The organism is Microbulbifer mixtoriginis (SeqCode) (assembly GCF_052466765.1).
In genome coordinates this window covers 1,713,274-1,730,737 of the sequence record NZ_CP174289.1, presented here as the reverse complement: position 1 = coordinate 1,730,737, position 17,464 = coordinate 1,713,274, and the positions used below count along the sequence as shown (strand labels likewise).

General features: G+C 51.7%; 16 protein-coding genes. 6 read left to right on the top strand and 10 right to left on the bottom strand.

Features of this window, described 5'->3' with window-relative positions; genetic code table 11:
• The first annotated feature begins 154 nt into the window (after positions 1 to 154).
• Positions 155 to 1,030 carry a glutathione-dependent disulfide-bond oxidoreductase gene (gene yghU / locus ACJJIV_RS07625; protein WP_444891704.1) on the top strand — a complete coding sequence of 292 codons (876 nt, stop codon included), beginning with the start codon at positions 155 to 157 and terminating at the stop codon, positions 1,028 to 1,030.
• Positions 1,031 to 1,113: 83 nt separating this feature from the next.
• On the opposite strand, the gene ACJJIV_RS07620 is transcribed toward yghU, so the two are convergent.
• The 4 genes from ACJJIV_RS07620 to ACJJIV_RS07605 all read right to left on the bottom strand — a co-directional run bounded on the left by ACJJIV_RS07620 (position 1,114) and on the right by ACJJIV_RS07605 (position 3,229).
• On the bottom strand, positions 1,114 to 1,356 hold the full coding sequence (locus ACJJIV_RS07620) for a hypothetical protein (protein ID WP_444891325.1): 243 nt from the start codon (positions 1,354 to 1,356) through the stop codon (positions 1,114 to 1,116).
• Complete coding sequence (locus ACJJIV_RS07615) at positions 1,334 to 1,828, bottom strand: hypothetical protein (protein WP_444891324.1); 495 nt, start codon at positions 1,826 to 1,828, stop codon at positions 1,334 to 1,336. The genes ACJJIV_RS07620 and ACJJIV_RS07615 overlap by 23 nt, the downstream gene beginning before the upstream one ends.
• Positions 1,829 to 1,869: 41 nt before the next feature.
• Positions 1,870 to 2,118, bottom strand: coding sequence for a hypothetical protein (locus ACJJIV_RS07610; RefSeq protein WP_252084591.1), 249 nt, complete (start codon positions 2,116 to 2,118; stop codon positions 1,870 to 1,872).
• 169 nt (positions 2,119 to 2,287) lie between these two features.
• The gene (locus ACJJIV_RS07605; protein WP_444891323.1) at positions 2,288 to 3,229 is read right to left on the bottom strand and encodes a D-2-hydroxyacid dehydrogenase; all 942 of its coding nucleotides are present in this window, start codon (positions 3,227 to 3,229) and stop codon (positions 2,288 to 2,290) included.
• Between the two features lie 147 nt (positions 3,230 to 3,376).
• Here ACJJIV_RS07605 and ACJJIV_RS07600 point away from each other — a divergent pair, with 147 nt between their 5' ends.
• Positions 3,377 to 4,279, top strand: coding sequence for an EamA family transporter (locus ACJJIV_RS07600; protein WP_444883784.1), 903 nt, complete (start codon positions 3,377 to 3,379; stop codon positions 4,277 to 4,279).
• A gap of 28 nt (positions 4,280 to 4,307) precedes the next feature.
• On the opposite strand, the gene metG is transcribed toward ACJJIV_RS07600, so the two are convergent.
• Complete coding sequence (metG, locus tag ACJJIV_RS07595) at positions 4,308 to 6,335, bottom strand: methionine--tRNA ligase (protein WP_444891322.1); 2,028 nt, start codon at positions 6,333 to 6,335, stop codon at positions 4,308 to 4,310.
• Positions 6,336 to 6,549: 214 nt separating this feature from the next.
• Here metG and apbC point away from each other — a divergent pair, with 214 nt between their 5' ends.
• Both apbC and ACJJIV_RS07585 read left to right on the top strand, forming a co-directional pair.
• Entirely contained in the window at positions 6,550 to 7,701 is a 1,152-nt protein-coding gene (gene apbC, locus ACJJIV_RS07590) for an iron-sulfur cluster carrier protein ApbC (protein ID WP_252085959.1), read from the top strand.
• Positions 7,702 to 8,437: 736 nt separating this feature from the next.
• Positions 8,438 to 8,830 carry a hypothetical protein gene (locus tag ACJJIV_RS07585; protein ID WP_252084596.1) on the top strand — a complete coding sequence of 131 codons (393 nt, stop codon included), beginning with the start codon at positions 8,438 to 8,440 and terminating at the stop codon, positions 8,828 to 8,830.
• Positions 8,831 to 8,833: 3 nt separating this feature from the next.
• On the opposite strand, the gene trhO is transcribed toward ACJJIV_RS07585, so the two are convergent.
• On the bottom strand, positions 8,834 to 9,835 hold the full coding sequence (gene trhO / locus ACJJIV_RS07580) for an oxygen-dependent tRNA uridine(34) hydroxylase TrhO (protein WP_444891321.1): 1,002 nt from the start codon (positions 9,833 to 9,835) through the stop codon (positions 8,834 to 8,836).
• A gap of 199 nt (positions 9,836 to 10,034) precedes the next feature.
• Here trhO and ACJJIV_RS07575 point away from each other — a divergent pair, with 199 nt between their 5' ends.
• Entirely contained in the window at positions 10,035 to 10,295 is a 261-nt protein-coding gene (locus ACJJIV_RS07575; RefSeq protein WP_252084598.1) for a hypothetical protein, read from the top strand.
• Between the two features lie 219 nt (positions 10,296 to 10,514).
• On the top strand, positions 10,515 to 11,048 hold the full coding sequence (locus ACJJIV_RS07570; RefSeq protein WP_444891320.1) for a hypothetical protein: 534 nt from the start codon (positions 10,515 to 10,517) through the stop codon (positions 11,046 to 11,048).
• Positions 11,049 to 11,286: 238 nt separating this feature from the next.
• Here ACJJIV_RS07570 and ACJJIV_RS07565 read toward each other — a convergent pair whose 3' ends face one another.
• The 4 genes from ACJJIV_RS07565 to ydiJ all read right to left on the bottom strand — a co-directional run bounded on the left by ACJJIV_RS07565 (position 11,287) and on the right by ydiJ (position 17,292).
• Positions 11,287 to 11,688 (bottom strand): 3D domain-containing protein, encoded by a 402-nt coding sequence (locus ACJJIV_RS07565; protein ID WP_252084600.1) that lies wholly within the window; start codon positions 11,686 to 11,688, stop codon positions 11,287 to 11,289.
• Between the two features lie 825 nt (positions 11,689 to 12,513).
• Positions 12,514 to 12,915, bottom strand: coding sequence for a 3D domain-containing protein (locus ACJJIV_RS07560; RefSeq protein ID WP_444883789.1), 402 nt, complete (start codon positions 12,913 to 12,915; stop codon positions 12,514 to 12,516).
• 517 nt (positions 12,916 to 13,432) lie between these two features.
• Positions 13,433 to 14,185: a tetratricopeptide repeat protein gene (locus tag ACJJIV_RS07555; RefSeq protein ID WP_444891319.1), complete on the bottom strand. Its 753-nt coding sequence runs from the start codon at positions 14,183 to 14,185 to the stop codon at positions 13,433 to 13,435.
• Between the two features lie 68 nt (positions 14,186 to 14,253).
• On the bottom strand, positions 14,254 to 17,292 hold the full coding sequence (gene ydiJ / locus ACJJIV_RS07550) for a D-2-hydroxyglutarate dehydrogenase YdiJ (protein WP_444891318.1): 3,039 nt from the start codon (positions 17,290 to 17,292) through the stop codon (positions 14,254 to 14,256).
• Between the last annotated feature and the right edge of the window lie 172 nt (positions 17,293 to 17,464).

The window sequence follows — 17,464 nt, the reverse complement described above, 5'->3', positions numbered from 1 at the left end:
GGCTTTGAGAATAGTTGGTACCTCTGGGCTAGTGCGCGATGCTTGCGAGAGGCGATTTAAGGTTTCCATGGATTTATTGGCGCGACCCTTTACTCTCGGGGAGTATGCCCTTATCTCTATTGGATTAACCCGTAACACCAGTTGGAGCTCTGTAATGCCGGATCAACCCTATACTCCGCCCAAGGTTTGGAAGTGGGATGCGGAAAGTGGTGGGCAGTTTGCCAAAATTAACCGCCCCATAGCGGGAGCCACCCATGATAAAGAATTACCTCGGGGCAAGCACCCGATGCAACTGTACTCCCTGGGAACCCCCAATGGTGCCAAGGCTACGATTATGCTGGAGGAGCTTCTGGCACTGGGGGTTGAAGGGGCGGAATACGATGCCCACTTGATTCGCATCACTGAGGGTGAGCAATTCGGCAGTGGTTTTGTGGATATCAATCCGAATTCAAAGATCCCAGCCCTGGTGGACCACAGTACGACACCACCAATTCGGGTTTTTGAAAGCGGATCAATTCTTCTGTATCTGGGAGAGAAATTTGGCGCCTTTCTGCCGCATACACCGGAGCAGCGTACCGAGACTCTCAATTGGCTGTTTTGGCAGATGGGGGCGGCGCCCTATCTCGGTGGAGGCTTTGGGCATTTTTATGCCTATGCGCCCGAGAAACTGGAGTACCCCATCAATCGTTTTGCCATGGAAGTAAAGCGGCAGATGGATGTATTGGACCGGCAACTGGCTAAGCACCAGTTTATCGCTGGGCGTGAATACACCATTGCAGATATAGCCATCTGGCCCTGGTACGGAGCCCTGATCCGTAATGAGGCCTATGATGCCAGCGAATTCCTGCAGACCGAGAGTTACAAACACCTTGTGCGCTGGTCGGATGAAATTGCACAGCGACCGGCGGTACAGCGTGGGCGTATGGTGAACCGCACCTGGGGGGATCCCAGTAAGCAGCTCCATGAACGCCATGACGCCAGTGATTTTGATGAAAAAACCCAGGACAAAATGGCGCAAAAAGGCAGCTGAGCAGTATTGACTGGCAGTTTTTTCTATTGCACGCCCAGGGTGAGATGGTTGTCTCTCTGCTTATTTAGCTTTAGCGAAATAGCTTATAGGGCGCGCATAGAGAGTGCGAATTGAATGATTTGTGAGGTGTGTGGCAGCTGCCAGAGTTTTTCGGTAATAAAGCCGGCGGCAAAAGCGACGCCGAGAATGGCCACTATAGGAATTTTGCCCAGCTGCTGGTTAATTTGCCTTTGCTGTTGATCAAACAAGTGCAACGCACTGCGACGCTGTTTTTCAGCGTCCACACGGCATTGTGTAATTTCTCTATTTAATTGTTTCAGCGACATCTTGTATGGCCTCTTTTAACTGCCGTTTGGTTTCTTCAAACCCCAGCAGAGGGCGCAGTTTTTGCTGATAAAGCAACACACCGAGGAAAAGGGCAATTTGTATCAGTACAAATACAAGGAAGCCGATATAGATCGATTGGCTAAAATAGTAGGCAATCAAACCAATGCCACCGCAAAGGCTGACGAGTAGTGCGGTTCCCAGGGGTACCAGCATCAACTGCAGAATAATCAGCCTTTTCCCGGCTGTTAGGGTTCTCTCCAGCTCTAGCTGAAATAAGCGCTGAATATTACCCATCCATGCAGTTATAAGAGTGAGAGTGGCTTCAACACGAGCCATAGTCTCCTCTAAACTGCCGCCAGTGTCGCTACTATCACCGTTACCGCTGCCTTCAGCGGAACCGTCCCGCCCGCGCTGTTGCGCGGTCGGGTCGGAATTCTGGTCAGTTCCCTGGCGTTTTTCTCCATTGCCCATCGGCGGTTTCCTTACCGGTTAAAACGGCAAACGCTTTGGCTTTATTTAAAAAGCTTGGCGATTGCCCAGCCGACCACAAAAGCACAGCCGACTGCGAGGATCGGTCTTTCCCGCAGGGAAGACTCCGCTTTTTCCATAACCTCTGAAGCGCGTTGCCTCTGTTGCTGGACAGAAGATCTCGCTCTCTGTCTCAGGTTTTCAGCAGCATCAGAAGCGGCCTCTCCTGCGAGATTATAGGCCTGTTGCAGCTTATCCCTGCTGGAGTTATGTGGAGATCTTGCAGTTGCCATCGGATTGCTCCTTTTCAGGGGATGATTGCCGCAGAATTTTATAGTCGCAGCAATCAATTCACAGAAGCATTGGCTCTTTATTTAGGGTAATAAAAAATAACTCTGAACTGTTTTGGTGAATTTAGTTATATCGCTATTGATCGGTGTCTCTACAGGGGACTGATGGCATTTATGGTGTGAGTGTCCCTTTCCAGGCCTCAATATTGTTTACCACACCATCGAGTAAGCGCTGGCGGCTCTCACGGCTGATCCAAGCGTTGTGAGGCGTGATAATCAGGTTGGGAATATCAGTGGCCAGTAGGGGGTGACTTGCCGGTGGGGGCTCTTCACTCAAAACATCCAGTGCGGCGCCGCCGAGCTTTCCACTGCGCAGTGCGTCGGCTACGGCCTCCTCATTCACCAAACCGCCCCGCGCGGTATTGATCAACAGTGCGCCGGGTTTCATGTTGGCGATAAAATCGCGATCGATCAATTTCTCCGTCTGCTTCGTGAGGGGGCAATGCAGACTGATTACATCAGATTCCTTTGTAAGTTGCGCCAGTGGTGCCCGGTCAGCGCGTTTTTCTCCACTGAAGGATTCCGCCACCAAAATCTGCATATCCAGGGCTTCCCCCAGTTTGGCGACCCTTTGCCCTAATTCACCATAACCGATTATTCCCAGGGTTTTACCAGCTAGTTCTACGACAGGATGATCGAGTAAACAGAAAATTTCCGACTGACTCCAGCGGCCGGTCATGACGTCCTGATGGTAGTGATGCCAGCGGGAAGCGAGGGCGAGAATTAGTGCCAGGGTGTGCTGTGGTACCGAAGCGCCGGCGTATCCCTGCACGTTGCGCACGGGAATGCCCAAGTCCTGTGCGGCTTGCAGGTCAATATTATTCGTGCCTGTAGCGCACACACAGATCAGCTTGAGAGAGCGGGCCTGCTCCAGAAGCGTGCGGTCCAAAACCACTTTATTAGTAATAACTACGTCCGCATCGGCGATACGTTCGGCGGTTTGCTTGGCTGAGGTGGTCTCATAGAAATCCCAATGATCTAGACTGTTTTTTAGGGACTGTATATTCAACTCCCCAAGTTTCATGGTCATTGCGTCCAGAAATACTCCGCGCATGGAATCTCCTCAATTTCCTGTGTGAGATAGCGGCATGCTACGTCAGCAGAGGTCGAATGCAATGGCTTTTATAGGACGGCTGCAGATCTTGTAGGGTTGGCTACGGTTTGTTTACGGGCCTTTCTGTCACAAATGAAGAGGGCCTTTATGGGAATATCGATAACTGCAGCATCATTGGTTTTAATCTCGGCATTTCTTCACGCGGGCTGGAATTTACTGGGGAAATCCCGCACCCCCTCCCCAGCTTTTTTCTGTATCGCCACCCTTAGTGTGGGTTTACTACTTCTCCCCCTTGGTCTCTGGGTCCTGTCACAGGCTCATTCACTGCCGCGTGCTTTCTGGTTGTTGTTACTGGCCAGCGGTTTTTTTCAGATGATTTATATGGGGGGGCTGGCACTGGCCTATCAGCGCGCCGATATCAGCCTGGTTTACCCCATCGCACGGGCTCTGCCGGTACTCCTTGTGGCACTGGCAACGGTGTTGTTAGGACAGATTCTGCCCTGGCAAGCCTGGCTGGGCATGTTGTTGGTGACGATCGGCTGTTTGCTGGTGCCGCTGGTGTATTTTCGTCAATGGCACTGGAGCGTGTACTGGAGAGCGGACTGCGCCTGGGCTCTGGTAGCGGCACTGGGTACGGTGGGATATTCATTGGCGGATAAGGGCGCACTGCTTTATTTGGAAGAGGCGCTTGGCGACGCGGTAACACCTGCGGTGGTGGCGTATAGCTACTTGGGCTTGCAGTTTTTTGTCAGTGGAGTCTGGTTACTGTGTGGCTGTATGAGTCGAGTGGGGCGTGGACAATTATTAGAAAATCTGCGGGATTTGAAGGTTGGTATCTTGACCGGCCTGATGATGGGAGCGACTTATGGACTGGTGCTGCTGGCGATGACGATGACGGAAAATGTGAGCTACGTGGTCGCTTTACGCCAGCTCAGTATTCCATTGGGAGTGGGATTTGCTATTTGGCTGTTGGGAGAACCGGCACACAGACCCCAGCTGTTAGGCGTAGGGCTGGTGTGCGCCGGTTTAATTGCGGTATCGCTGCGCTAAGGTGGACAGTGTCCACCTCCAAAATAAATTACATTACGCGCATACCGGGCTTGGCGCCTGTGTGGGGTTCGAGAATCCACAGGTCTTTACCGCCTGGACCGGCGGCCAGCACCATGCCTTCACTCACACCAAAACGCATTTTGCGCGGCGCCAGGTTTGCTACCATAACGGTGTGCTTGCCCACCAGGTCTTCCGGCGCATAGGCACTCTTGATACCGGCGAATACCTGGCGGGTCTCTCCGCCCAGGTCCAATGTCAAACGCAGCAGTTTGCCGGCGCCCTCGACGTGTTCCGCCTCGGCGATCAGGGCGATACGCAAGTCCACTTTGGCAAAATCGTCGAACTGGATCTGCTCGGCGATAGGGTCTTCTGCCAGCGGGCCACTGGCCGCTTTGACTTCAGCCTGTAGCTGGGCCAGTGATTCCTGTGCGGCTTCCATCACCGCATCTACCTGGGTTTTTTCCACCCGTTGTAGCAGCGGTTTAAATTTTTTGATCTCGTGGTCCGCTAGCGGTGTGGTGGCCTGGGTCCAATCCAGCTCACTGTTGAGGAATTCCGCTGCCTTTTGCGCGGTATTGGGTAGTACCGGTGCCAGCCAGGTGATCAGGGCGCGGAACATATTTACGCCTTGAGAGCAAATCGCCAGTACTTCGGCTTCAGTGCCTTCCTGTTTGGCAAGGGACCAGGGTGCCTTGTCGGCGATCCAGGCATTGGCGGCATCGGCCAGGGCCATTATGTCGCGCATGGCGCGTGCGTATTCGCGCTGCTCGTAGTAATCGGCAATACGCGGTGCGGCCTCGACAAATTGATTCCACAGCTGTTCATCGGCCAGTTCGGTAGCGAGCTGGCCGCCGGCCTTACTGACAAACTTGGCGGTGCGCGAAGCGATATTGACCACTTTGCCCACCAGATCGGAATTTACCTTGGCAATAAAATCGTCGAGGTTGAGGTCCAGGTCATCCACGCCCGCAGTGAGTTTGGCGGCGAAGTAATAGCGCAGATATTCCGGGCTCAGATGGTCCAGGTAGTTGCGGGCATTAATAAAGGTGCCACGGGACTTGGACATTTTCTTGCCGTTAACGGTGAGGAAGCCGTGTACGCACACTTTATTGGGGGTGCGGAAATCGGCGGAGTCCAGCATGGCCGGCCAGAACAGGGCGTGGAAATTGACGATATCTTTGCCGATAAAGTGATATACCTCGGCATCGCTGTCTTTTTTCCAGTAATCGAGCCAGTCGCTACCATTTTTATCACAGTAATTTTTCAGGCTGGCCATATAGCCGATGGGGGCGTCCAGCCATACGTAAAAGTATTTGCCCGGCGCATCGGGGATCTCAAAACCGAAGTAAGGCGCATCGCGAGAGATGTCCCACTCCTGCAATCCCTCTTCGAGCCACTCGGCCAGCTTATTGGCCACTTCATCTTGCAGGGTTCCGGAGCGGGTCCAGTTGCGTAGGAACTCGGTAAAGGCGGGGAGAGTGAAGAAGAAGTGTTCTGACTCTTTTTCCACCGGCGTGGCGCCAGAGATGGCGGACACTGGATCAATCAACTCCGTGGGGCTGTAAGTGGCACCACAGGCCTCGCAGTTGTCACCGTACTGATCGGGAGTGCTACAACGGGGGCAGGTGCCCTTGATATAGCGATCCGCCAAGAAGAGTTGTTTCTCCGGATCGAAGGCCTGAGTGATGGTGCGCGAAGCGATGTGGCCATTTTCACTGAGGCGGCGATAGATCATAGCGGACAGCTCGTGGTTCTCCTCCGAGTGGGTGGAGTGGTAGTTGTCCACGCCGATTAGGAAGTCGGCGAAATCCCGCTCGTGCTCCGCCTGCATATTGGCGATATGTTGCTCCGGTGTCAGACCCAGCTGCTCAGCTTTGAGCATGATTGCGGTGCCGTGCGCATCATCGGCGCAGATGTACAGGCAGTCGTTACCGCGGGAGCGCTGAAAACGCGCCCAGATATCGGTCTGTATATATTCGAGTATGTGGCCCAGGTGCAGGGAGCCGTTGGCGTAAGGGAGTGCGCTGGTGACTAGGATTTTGCGCGTATCGGGCATCGGTTTTTCCATCGCTGTGGGGTTGCGGCCGGAGGCTCCGCTGGAGTGGCCGGAGATCGTCAAAAGACGGCGAAATATAGCAGATTTGTACTATGCCGGGGAGGTGTGGGCCATGCTCGTGTATAAAGCGGTCGGGATTGAGCCCGTCGCTGGCGCTGGGCCGCTTCATCCGACACAATGCGGTTCTGACAAGAAGCACCTAGAGGGAGATACCGTGAGCGATCACCACCACGATCATGAAGAGTTATCAAAGGAAGTGCAGGCCGAACTGGAGCGTCTGGCAGAGTGCCTTGGTCAGTTGCAGGACCCGGCCAGTGGCCTGCCGCTGGATCAACTGGATGCAGATATTGAGGTGGGCTACGAAGATGATACCGTGTACGTCGGTATTACCCTCGGCTACCCCTGCGCAAGCCAGGAAGTACATTGGCGCAAGCGGGTTACCGAGGCCTGTGAGCCCCTGATGAAGAGTGGTCCCTTAGGCGGCCACGGCTTGCAATTTGAATTATTCAGCGATATCCCTGCCACCTCATCGGCCAACGCTCCAGAGCCATTGCGTGGCGTAAAGAATATTGTCGCAGTTGCTTCTGGTAAGGGTGGCGTCGGCAAGTCCACCACAGCCGTGAACCTGGCCTTGGCGCTGGCGGCAGAGGGTGCGCGGGTCGGGTTACTTGATGCGGATATCTATGGTCCCAGCCTGCCCACCATGCTTGGTACCGAAGGGGTCCGCCCGCATGTGAAGGAACAGAAGTTCTTCGTGCCAGTGGATGCATTAGGTATCGAGACAATGTCTTTGGGGTACTTGATGACTGAGGATACCCCGGCAGTTTGGCGCGGCCCTATGGCCAGTGGTGCACTCAATCAAATTCTCACACAAACACTTTGGTGTGATGCCAAAGAAGAGCTGGATTATTTAATTGTGGATATGCCCCCGGGAACTGGCGATATCCAGCTGACTCTGGCGCAAAAAACTACTTTGGCTGGTGCGGTGATTGTTACTACACCACAGGATTTGGCGTTGAAGGATGCTATCAAAGGCGTGGAGATGTTCCGCAAGGTGTCGGTACCAGTGCTTGGCATTGTTGAGAATATGGCCCTTCATACCTGTTCCAAGTGTGGCCATAGTGAGCCGATCTTCGGCATAGGTGGTGGTGAGCGTATCGCTGAGGAATACGATACCCACCTGCTTGGCGAATTGCCTCTGGCACAGAAAATTCGCGCCGATATCGACAGTGGTCGCCCCAGTGTAACCGCAGATCCCGAGGGTGAAATTGCCGGTTTCTACCGGGAAATTGCCCGCAAAGCTGCAGCTCAGGTTTGGTTGAATGCCAGCAGCGACGAGGAACTGCCGGAAATCGAAATTAGTTGAACCCAACCGCGATATTGATCACAAAGCATTAACTTTTTATTTTTTGTGGTTTTTTAAAGGGGCAAAACTCCCTATATTGAACTCCTTCGGGCGCCTCTGTGAAATTTCGTTTTTGCAGGAGCGCTCAATCTTGATAAGCCAGAATTTAACGCAGGCTTTTCATGTCTCTGTAAAGATTCGTAATAATGACTTGTGTTGATGGCTCGCAGTTGAGCCATTGAAACATGGGTCTTTAAATAATTTATTTATTGCGATTTTGTATTTACGGCGCCTTCGCTCGCGCTAGTGTGCCTGTTAGCCTTTATTGGTACGCTGCCGAGTTAATCGTCAGGGTTTTAGTATTTTTTTAACAGACCCAATTTATTCTGTAGATACTTATGGCAGTTTTGCCTATGACTGCTCGAATTCAGCCTCTGCGGTAAAAAGAGTAAGTATTCCTGCTGAATATCCTCTGGCAATCGTCAAGGTATTTATGTGATTTTACTTTTATTGGAGGGACAACTCGGATAATCAGAAAAGCCGCGATAATCCACGGAATATACCGGGAGATGTTTAGTCGGTTCGTGGATAACACTCGGTTGCGTGGTACAGACATACTGCGCCGAGGGCAATAATATCAGGAGTGCAAACCTGTGGTGGCCACCGTGTTATTGGTCTCAGGTAGGGCATACATCAGGCATTGCAGTAGCTGTAGTCGATAAAAATAACAAAGACAAAAGCGCGAGTGCTTTCATCCATGAATTTTAATATTAGCTATCGACCGATAGGGGGTATAGCGCGGGTTTTATTTTATGGGCCCGTGGGATTTGCAGAAAAAATGGAGGCGGCTGCCCGATTGGTAGAAAAGTACCGCCACCGTGTACCTTTGCGGGTATTACTGGATATGCGCTATGCGCGCACGAGGGTTACCCTGGAGGAGCAGCGGCAGTTCACCAGCTTTATAGCCGAGCACCCGGTGTTGCGCTGCGCTTATATTGCCGTTTTACATCCGCGCAACCGCTGTACTTCCCCCCTGTCGACCGACGGCACCTGCCTGTGCCGGCATAGTTCGCGGGAATTTGTTGCCGAAGCTGAGGCTGAGGCCTGGCTCACCCAGATCAAGGGCACTCCCAGGCCGGTACTTCGCTGATTGCTACGCCTGCTGGGTTTTGGCCTGCTGAGCTTCCGCCTGGCGGCGCCGCTCTTCTTTTTTCTGCAGGCGTTTAGCGGTAGTCATTTCACGGGCATCTTGGCCCATGTGTTTTTCCCCGCGTTTTTTCGCCAGTTGAATCTGCTTCTCGCGCTCGCGGAAGCGGTGGCGATCAGCGTCACTCACTTTGTCATAGCAATGCGGACAGCTAACTCCCTGCTCAAACTGTTCTGACTGCTGGTCCTCCTTGGTGATAGGCATACGGCAGGCATTGCACTGATCGTACTGGCCTCGCTCCAGATCGTGGTTGACGGTGACGCGCTCATCGAAAACAAAGCACTCCCCCTCCCACAGAGATTCCTCTTTGGGTACTTCTTCCAAGTACTTGAGGATGCCACCGTGCAGGTGGTAAACCTCTTCAAAGCCCTGTTCTTTCAAATAGGCGGTGGACTTTTCACAGCGGATACCACCAGTGCAGAACATGGCGACTTTTTTGTGTTTGACTGGATCCAGGTTCTCTTTGACGTACTGGGGAAATTCTCGGAAGGTTTCGGTATTGGGGTTGAGAGAATCTTTGAAAGTACCTACCTGGAATTCATAGTCGTTGCGGGTATCCACAACAATGACTTCTGGGTCGCTGATTAGGGCGTTCCAGTCTTTTGGTTTGACGTAGGTGCCAACCACTCGGCGGGGGTCAATGCCCTCTACGCCCATGGTGACAATCTCTCTCTTCAATTTGACCTTGCTGCGCAAAAACGGCATCTCGCCAGTGTAGGACTCCTTGTAATCCAGCTCGGCAAGGCGCTCGTCTGACTTCAAGTAGGCGAGGATGGTGTCGATGCCCTCGCGGGATCCAGCAACAGTGCCGTTAATGCCCTCTCGGGCCAAGAGTAGGGTGCCGCGCACTTGGTTTTCCAGCATAACGTCAAGCAGGGGAGTGCGCAGAGACTCAAAGCCCTCCAGAGTGACGAACTTGTAGAGTGCACAGACAACGAATTGATTCATGGTACTTCCTTAAATGCAGTCCGGAGCGTAAATCCGGGGCAGAAAAAATCGCCGCGCATTTTATCGCAAAAAAAACAGCTTGTCGTACATTTAGCAAGCGCTCCAGCTGTTGTCCCAGCACAACAATATTTGTTGACCGGGGAGCCGCAACTTGTCAAAGTTCTGGCCGAATTTTCAGGGTCATAGCGAGGTGAACCCCATGGGCGAAGAATTTGCACCGAAAGAGTCAGAATTGAGCCAGATCTACCGCGAGGGCGAGGTATCTGTGCAAATCGATATATTCGAGGATGGTGAGGGCGGTTGGCTGCTCGAAATTGTCGATGAGAATAACAACTCCACCGTGTGGGAGGATGCCTTTGAGACAGAGCAGGATGCCCTTGAGGAAGCCTTGGACGCTTTGCGGGAAGAGGGCATCTCTACTTTTGTCGGCCCTGTTCAAGAAGCGGATGGCGGCTGGTAGATAGTTTTGCTGTGACCTCAAAGTGCACCTGCTGCTGGTGGATGTCTTCCCGGTAGTCCTGGGAGGCGGCTCTTTGCGCCCAATATGTCGATAACTGCTATGGTTATGGTGAAGGGAATCGCGACTGTGTGACAGCACACCCCAATCACAGCGCCGTCGCGAGGCAACTGTGGAGCTTTTGTCTCCGGCGGTGCTACCAAACCAGCGGTTGCCTTCCCCATGATAATGCGCGGTATTTTTATCATGGTCTGCTTGCAGATCCCGCCCCTTCCCCTCCATGCCGACCCCTTGGTGCCAATTGCCCAACAGCAGCTTTATGCAGACCTCAAGGAGGTTCGCCTAGTTGCGAAGCTGCATGGCTACGCAATAGTGGCAGGGCGCCACTGCATTGATTGCGATGAGAATCTAGCGATTTATATACGACGTATTGCCAGGCCGGGTGAAGTAGTTGGTAATAACCAGTCAGATGGTGATCGTTATACCTATCCGGGTAGGTATCTCGACTATATGACGAAAAAGCTGGTAGAAAAAAACCGTATGTTTTACGGCTATTGCTATGAGGGGCTGCCTTCACTGTTATGGTTGACCGAGTACCGGTCGGGGGATGTTTGGATCAAGTCTGAATACCTGCTTTTACTCACGGGTGAAAATCTGGAGCACCGTTACGTAGAGGGGCATCAGCCGAGTGTTTTCCATTTGGAGAGTGCGAACTGTAAGGAATTACCGGGGATTTTGATGGAAATGGAGCCCTAGAAATTGTGGCCTTTTTCAGTCATTTGAGGAGAGAGTGAGCCGGCATTGTTTCAGGGGCTTCTTTGCATAAGGGCCTCGAGAGAACAATTATACTGCTCTCTAATCAAGTCCTTACTAATAATGGACCGGTATGTAATTAGCGGTCATCCACTTTTTACTCTGATTCCTACTTAACGACAGAAATAAAAAAACCCCGCTGGAGGGCGGGGCCAAAAGGGTCGTTGAAATCAGTTCTGCTTTACTTTACCGGTTCAAAAACAATTTTCAGTTTCTTCTTACCCCAGGCGCGAGCCTTGCGGATATCTTTTTCCATCCAAACATCAATACGGTTTGTGAAGCGTTTGTTCATGCGGTCACGCACAGTGTAAGTACCGGGCAGACCTTCAATCTGTACTTTAGCGCCGTTGGTCAGGCCGTGCTTTTCCAAGTCACGGGAAACGGCAATGATTTTATCGCCTGGACGCAGGCGGTTGTTCCAGGCAGCTACCCAAGGGTCGCTATCTGTCTGGCCGGGCACCGAGTTATACGCGGTAGCGTCGACAACCATGGTTTTCTTAAGAGCGGCTGATGCATTGACACTTACACCAATAGCAAGCAGGGCGGCGATGAAAAAAGCAGTGTTACGCAGAGTCTGTTTCATGATGTCCCATTACCTCCAGGAATCAAATGGTCGCAAGCCAAAAGGTGCTTACGAAATTTCCAAGTGCTTTTGGAAATGGTTGATCAATATTTAATCAACGCTGGTTATATTACTGGGGATTTGGGTTGAGGCAACTTTTTCTTATTTGGCGACAAAAGACCTTAAAGAATGCTGGTTATTGTGAGTGCTTAAAACTAATAACCCTTTTTAGTCTTACTTTTAAGATTTTTGTTTGTGCTTAGACGCTACTAATGGTTACAGAATTCCTATTTTTTTCTGATTAAGGAATTTCATTTTTTAGGTGGGATTTGTAGTGACAGCGATGTCATTCTACGGTTTACAAACTATTTTCTTGGATCGGCTTTCTAATTCGTACGAGAAAAGTAAAAAATTTCCCTGAAACTATTTGTGACCATTCCGCCAAAACTGTCTGCTTTGAAGGGAAAACCTGATTTTAGGTGGAAAAACTGCTTCGTCACTGATTTTTTTTGGCAAAGAAATGGGGTAAATAAGAGCTAAAGGGTGGCTACCTAACTCTGTTGTAGAGGCTCGACTATCTGTGGTGGGGCTATAGGAAGTAGACTCTGCTGCAGAGATGCAGAGATGCAGAGATACAGGGATACAGGGATATAAGGATACAAGGATCTCTTCTTTCAACGTTCCAAGCGCATAAGTTTGAATAAGCCTCTAACTAATCATTATTAATAATCGATGGCATAAAGTTAGAGAGCAGTAATTCTCTCTTTTGATTGTTTACCTAATAGCAGAAATAAAAAAACCCCGCTGGAGGGCGGGGCCAAAAGGGTCGTTGAAATCAGTTCTGCCTTACTTTACCGGTTCAAAAACAATCTTCAGTTTCTTCTTACCCCAGGCGCGAGCCTTGCGGATATCTTTTTCCATCCAAACATCAATACGGTTTGTGAAGCGCTTGTTCATACGGTCACGCACAGTGTAAGTACCGGGCAGACCTTCAATCTGTACTTTAGCGCCGTTGGTCAGGCCGTGCTTTTCCAAGTCACGGGAAACGGCAATGATTTTATCGCCTGGACGCAGGCGGTTGTTCCAGGCAGCTACCCAAGGGTCGCTATCTGTCTGGCCGGGCACCGAGTTATACGCGGTAGCGTCGACAATCATGGTTTTCTTAAGAGCGGCTGATGCATTGACACTCACACCAATAGCAAGCAGGGCGGCGATGAAAAAAGCAGTGTTACGCAGAGTCTGTTTCATGATGTCCCATTACCTCCAGGAATCAAATGGTCGCAAGCCAAAAGGTGCTTACGAAATTTCCAAGTGCTTTTGGAAATGGTTGATCAATATTTAATCAACGCTGGTTATATTACTGGGGATTTGGGTTGAGGCAACTTTTTCTTATTTGGCGACAAAAGGCCTTAAAGAATGGCTGGTTATTGTGAGTGCTTGAAATAAATAACCCTTTTTATTTTTATATTTAAGGGTTTTGTTCGAACTTATACGCTATTGATGGTTACATAATTCGTATTTTTTTATGATTGAGAAATTTCATTTTTTGGGTGGGATTTACAGTGACAGCGATGTCATCCTACGGTCAACAAGCTATTTTTCCGGATCGGCTTTCTAATTCAGACGAGAAAAGTAAAAAATTTCCCTGAAACTATTTGTGACTGCCCCACCAAATTAGTCTGAATTGAAGAAAAAACGTGGTTTAACACAGCAAAACGGCTTCGTCGATTCATTTTCTGGCAAAGAATTTGGGGAAAAGTGAGGGCTAAAGGGTGGTTCCACGGTTCTGCTGTACCGGTTCTACCTGCTGGCGAAGCGCGGCCAAATAGTCACTATCCTCTTTTAGGTCGGGTAATTTGTGCTGTAAATCCAGTTCTACCGCTTTCTCCAGCCAACGAATGGCCTCTTCAATATTTCCTTGCCACTCACAAACCTGCCCAAGATTGAAATAAGTAATAGAAAGGTTGTGCCATTCCTCCTGATTGAGCAGACCTTCCAGGGCACTTTTATAGAGGAGATAAGCAGTGCTGAGGAGATGTTCACGCTGCGTGGCCAACTCTTCGCTGGCAGCTTGGCGGTGGTAAGTGTGTGCCAGGGCAGAGCGCACTCTTGCGCTGGAGTGGGGTAGTTGTGCACCTGAATCCAGGTAGCGCAGAACTGATTGAAACTGGGCCCGCGCCAGCGGGTAGAGATCTGGCCTCGATTTGGCCCCCAAGGCATTTAGTACTATGCCGTAGCGGTAGCGCAGGGTGTGCTGCTGGGAGGGATAGGCGCCGAGAGCGGAAATGGCTTTTTCATAGAGTGGCAAGGCATCGCCAAAATTACCCTCGCGGGCGAGTGCCTCCGCTTCGTTGACCCAGTGGATCGCTCCCAGGGTTTCTCCCCCGTGAGATTGAGCGCTGTGAGTCTGGGTATTGTTGGGGAGAACGTCCGAAATAAGGGAGACTACCGCTAATAGTGCGGTTAGGCAGAAAAGTGCATAAAAAAATATGTATAAATGAGGCAGTGGTTTATGCATAGGGATTTTCGCGCTTGGCCCGATGACGTATGGGGCCATAGTTACGGCCCTCATACGTCAGTAAATCCCTAGTTATCGAGTTGTGCCAGTAATCCCTGCAGAGGATGGCGCAGACTAACACCTGCAAAGCGGCTGGCTTGGCAGCGGCAGGAATATCCGGTGGCGAGTTGGTTGTGCTCCCCATCATTGAGTTTGGGAGCCCAGGACTGCTGGAAGATCACCCGCGATGTTTCCTTATGCGCGGTCTCGTGGCCATAGGTCCCAGCCATACCACAGCAGCCGAGATTTTCACTCTGCAGCTCCAGGCCCAGGGCGGCGAATACCGTTTGCCAATCCTTGAGTGAGGCGGCGGCATTGGTTTGCTCGGTGCAGTGCGGCAGTAGTTGAAAGCTGCCAGGTTTTACCCGAGCGCGCTGTAGTTGCAGGTGATCTTCTTGTTGAACCAGCCATTCTTGTAACAAATGTACTTTCGGAGCGCGTTCCCCTAGGAGTTTCTTGTATTCAGAGCGATAGGTAAGGGTCATCGAGGGATCAATGCCCACCAGGGGGATACCGCTCTCCGCCAGGTTGTTAAGCATCTCACTATTGCCTTCGGCAATTCGTTGAAACTGGCGTAAAAAACCATGAACGTGGAGGGGTTTACCGTTGGCCCGATAGGGAGCGAGAATCGGCACAAAGTCCAATTGTTTGAGTAGGCGCAAAATATCCGCTACCACTTCGGCATCAAAATAGCTGGTGAAGGCATCCTGCACAATGATGACCGCGCGGCTGCGCTGGGAGGGCCCCAGAGTATCCAGGCAGGCTTTTGTAGCGGTGGGTACTCCCAGTTCTCTCATGCTGGTTTGCAGGGTTTTTTGTGAGAGCTGTGGGCTATCCACCATGCCGAAAACACGCTCCATCAAAAAAGATACAGGCTTCAGCTTTAGCGGCCAGTTGTACAATTGCGGTAGTCTGGCTAGATGCGGTATCAGGAATTCCAGTCCGCCCACGGCGTAATCCTTCAGCGGGCGTAGGTAGCGGCTGTAATAAAGCTCCAAAAACTTGCTGCGAAATTCCGGCACATCCACTCGAATAGGGCACTGCCCTACACAGGATTTACAGGCTAGGCAGCCCTGCATGGCTTCATTGACTTCGTGGTTGAAGTCGTACTCGCCGCGGGTTTTTGCCAGGGTATTTACGATGCGTTTGGGCAGGCCGACAAAAAAAGAGCGCTCGCGGTATTTACGCGCGCTGGCTACCGCGTCTACATCGTGTTTACTCAATAGACGCAACCATTCTCGCATCAGCGAGGCACGCCCTTTGGGGGAATGGATCCGGTTGCGCGTGGCCTTGTAGGAAGGGCACATGGCATCGTCTGGATTCCAATTAAAACAGGCACCGTTGCCGTTGCAGTGCACACCCTCGTCGTATCCCTCCCATACTTGCGCGGGAATTTGTCGATCGTGTTCACCGCGGGTGCTCACCACATCAATTTTCAGCAGGCTGGCGCTGTCATTGGGTGTGGCAATTTTGCCGGGATTTAATTGATTGCGTGGATCGAAAGCGGATTTAATTTTCTGCAGCTCGGGATACAGCTCGCCGAAAAATTCTGGGGCATATTCGGAACGAACACCTTTGCCGTGTTCTCCCCACAGCAGCCCTTTATATTTTTGTGTCAGTGCTACCACCCGGTTGGTGATGGGGCGAATTTGTGCGGCCTGTTGTGGATCTTTCATATCAATTGCCGGGCGTACATGTAATACGCCGGCATCCACATGGCCGAACATACCGTAGTCGAGGCCGGCCTCATCCAGCACTGCGCGGAATTCGGCAATAAAATCGGCCAGGTTTTCTGGTGGTACGGCAGTATCTTCTACAAAGGGAATCGGGCGCTTTTCCCCCTGGGCGTTGCCCAGCAAACCCACTGCGCGTTTGCGCATGGCCCAGATACGATTCACCTCGGCGTGGCCGCGGGCGATGGAATAGCCGAAGCTCTTGCCTGGCTGGCCAATGGCTGCCTCGATATGTGCAATAAATTGCTGCAGAGCTTTTTCCAGTTCCTCCTCGGTATCTGCAGCGTACTCCACCAGGTTGATGCCCTTGACCGGGCGATCCTCTGCGGGAAAAAATTCACTGACGCTGTGCCAGACGATATCTTCCATGGCCAGCTGCAGTACTTTGCTGTCCACTGTTTCGATCGACATGGGGCCTGCGCCCATTAGGTCCTTGGCATCGCGCAGCGCTTCCTGGAAGTGGTCGTATTTTAAATTGACCAGAGCCACACACTTGGGAATGGGCAGCAGATTGAGTTTGGCTTCTGCAATAAACCCGAGGGTGCCTTCGGAACCGCACAATACGCTGTTGAGATTAAAGCGATTGCCTTCACGAATATGGGCCAGGTCGTAGCCGGTGAGGCAGCGATTGAGCTTGGGGAATTTCTGCTCGATGAGTTCGGCTTTTTCCCTGGCAATCTTGTCACAGGTTTTATGCACCTCTGCAACGCGGCTATTTTCAGCACATATTTCGTGCAGCTGAGTGTCCCCTATAGCGGTGGAGTGCCACAGCTCCCCGCCCATTAACACTGTGTGCAATTCCAATACGTGATCGCGGGTCTTGCCGTAAACACAGGACCCCTGGCCTGAGGCATCCGTATTGATCATGCCACCGATGGTAGCGCGGTTGCTGGTAGAGAGTTCTGGCGCAAAAAACAGGCCGTGGGATTTAAGTGCGGCATTCAACTGGTCTTTTACCACGCCAGCCTGTACGCGAACCCAGCGCTCTTCCACATTGATCTCAAGGATCTGGTTCATATGGCGGGAGATATCCACCACCAGCCCATCGGTAAGCGATTGGCCGTTAGTGCCGGTGCCACCGCCTCTGGGTGAGAGCACTACGGAGTGGAACTCCTCCCGTTCGGCCAGCTCCGCCAGTAGTTGCAGGTCGCGGTGATTGCGTGGGTACACCACTGCCTGAGGTAGAACCTGGTAAATAGAGTTATCGGTGGCTAAAACGGTGCGGCTGGCGTAACTGGGTGTGGTGTCACCGCGGAAACCCGCGTCTGCAAGCTCCTGCAAAAACTGCAAATAGAGCGCCTGAACCTCGTCGACTTCGCGCAATGCTGGAATCATGAGCTAATCCGTACTTTCGGGGAGGAGGAGGCCGCAAATTGCCGGGGTAGCTGGTGAGATAAAGAATCACAGCCCTGCCGCTCGGTAAAAATGCGGCCCTGCATTGTAGCTATGGTGTGTATGGGCGCAAGCGGCCATAGAGACTTGATTACTTTCCAAAAGTTGTACAAAG

What these genes read in the sequence shown, in the direction of transcription:
- ACJJIV_RS07575 (WP_252084598.1), top strand. Translation starts at nt 10,035, where the DNA reads ATGGGCGAAGAATTTGCACCGAAAGAGTCAGAATTGAGCCAGATCTAC.
- ACJJIV_RS07620 (WP_444891325.1), bottom strand. Translation starts at nt 1,356, where the DNA reads ATGTCGCTGAAACAATTAAATAGAGAAATTACACAATGCCGTGTGGAC.
- metG (WP_444891322.1), bottom strand. Translation starts at nt 6,335, where the DNA reads ATGCCCGATACGCGCAAAATCCTAGTCACCAGCGCACTCCCTTACGCC.
- ACJJIV_RS07570 (WP_444891320.1), top strand. Translation starts at nt 10,515, where the DNA reads ATGATAATGCGCGGTATTTTTATCATGGTCTGCTTGCAGATCCCGCCC.
- yghU (WP_444891704.1), top strand. Translation starts at nt 155, where the DNA reads ATGCCGGATCAACCCTATACTCCGCCCAAGGTTTGGAAGTGGGATGCG.
- ACJJIV_RS07605 (WP_444891323.1), bottom strand. Translation starts at nt 3,229, where the DNA reads ATGCGCGGAGTATTTCTGGACGCAATGACCATGAAACTTGGGGAGTTG.
- ACJJIV_RS07600 (WP_444883784.1), top strand. Translation starts at nt 3,377, where the DNA reads ATGGGAATATCGATAACTGCAGCATCATTGGTTTTAATCTCGGCATTT.
- ACJJIV_RS07615 (WP_444891324.1), bottom strand. Translation starts at nt 1,828, where the DNA reads ATGGGCAATGGAGAAAAACGCCAGGGAACTGACCAGAATTCCGACCCG.
- ACJJIV_RS07555 (WP_444891319.1), bottom strand. Translation starts at nt 14,185, where the DNA reads ATGCATAAACCACTGCCTCATTTATACATATTTTTTTATGCACTTTTC.
- ACJJIV_RS07560 (WP_444883789.1), bottom strand. Translation starts at nt 12,915, where the DNA reads ATGAAACAGACTCTGCGTAACACTGCTTTTTTCATCGCCGCCCTGCTT.
- ACJJIV_RS07565 (WP_252084600.1), bottom strand. Translation starts at nt 11,688, where the DNA reads ATGAAACAGACTCTGCGTAACACTGCTTTTTTCATCGCCGCCCTGCTT.
- ACJJIV_RS07610 (WP_252084591.1), bottom strand. Translation starts at nt 2,118, where the DNA reads ATGGCAACTGCAAGATCTCCACATAACTCCAGCAGGGATAAGCTGCAA.
- ACJJIV_RS07585 (WP_252084596.1), top strand. Translation starts at nt 8,438, where the DNA reads ATGAATTTTAATATTAGCTATCGACCGATAGGGGGTATAGCGCGGGTT.
- trhO (WP_444891321.1), bottom strand. Translation starts at nt 9,835, where the DNA reads ATGAATCAATTCGTTGTCTGTGCACTCTACAAGTTCGTCACTCTGGAG.
- ydiJ (WP_444891318.1), bottom strand. Translation starts at nt 17,292, where the DNA reads ATGATTCCAGCATTGCGCGAAGTCGACGAGGTTCAGGCGCTCTATTTG.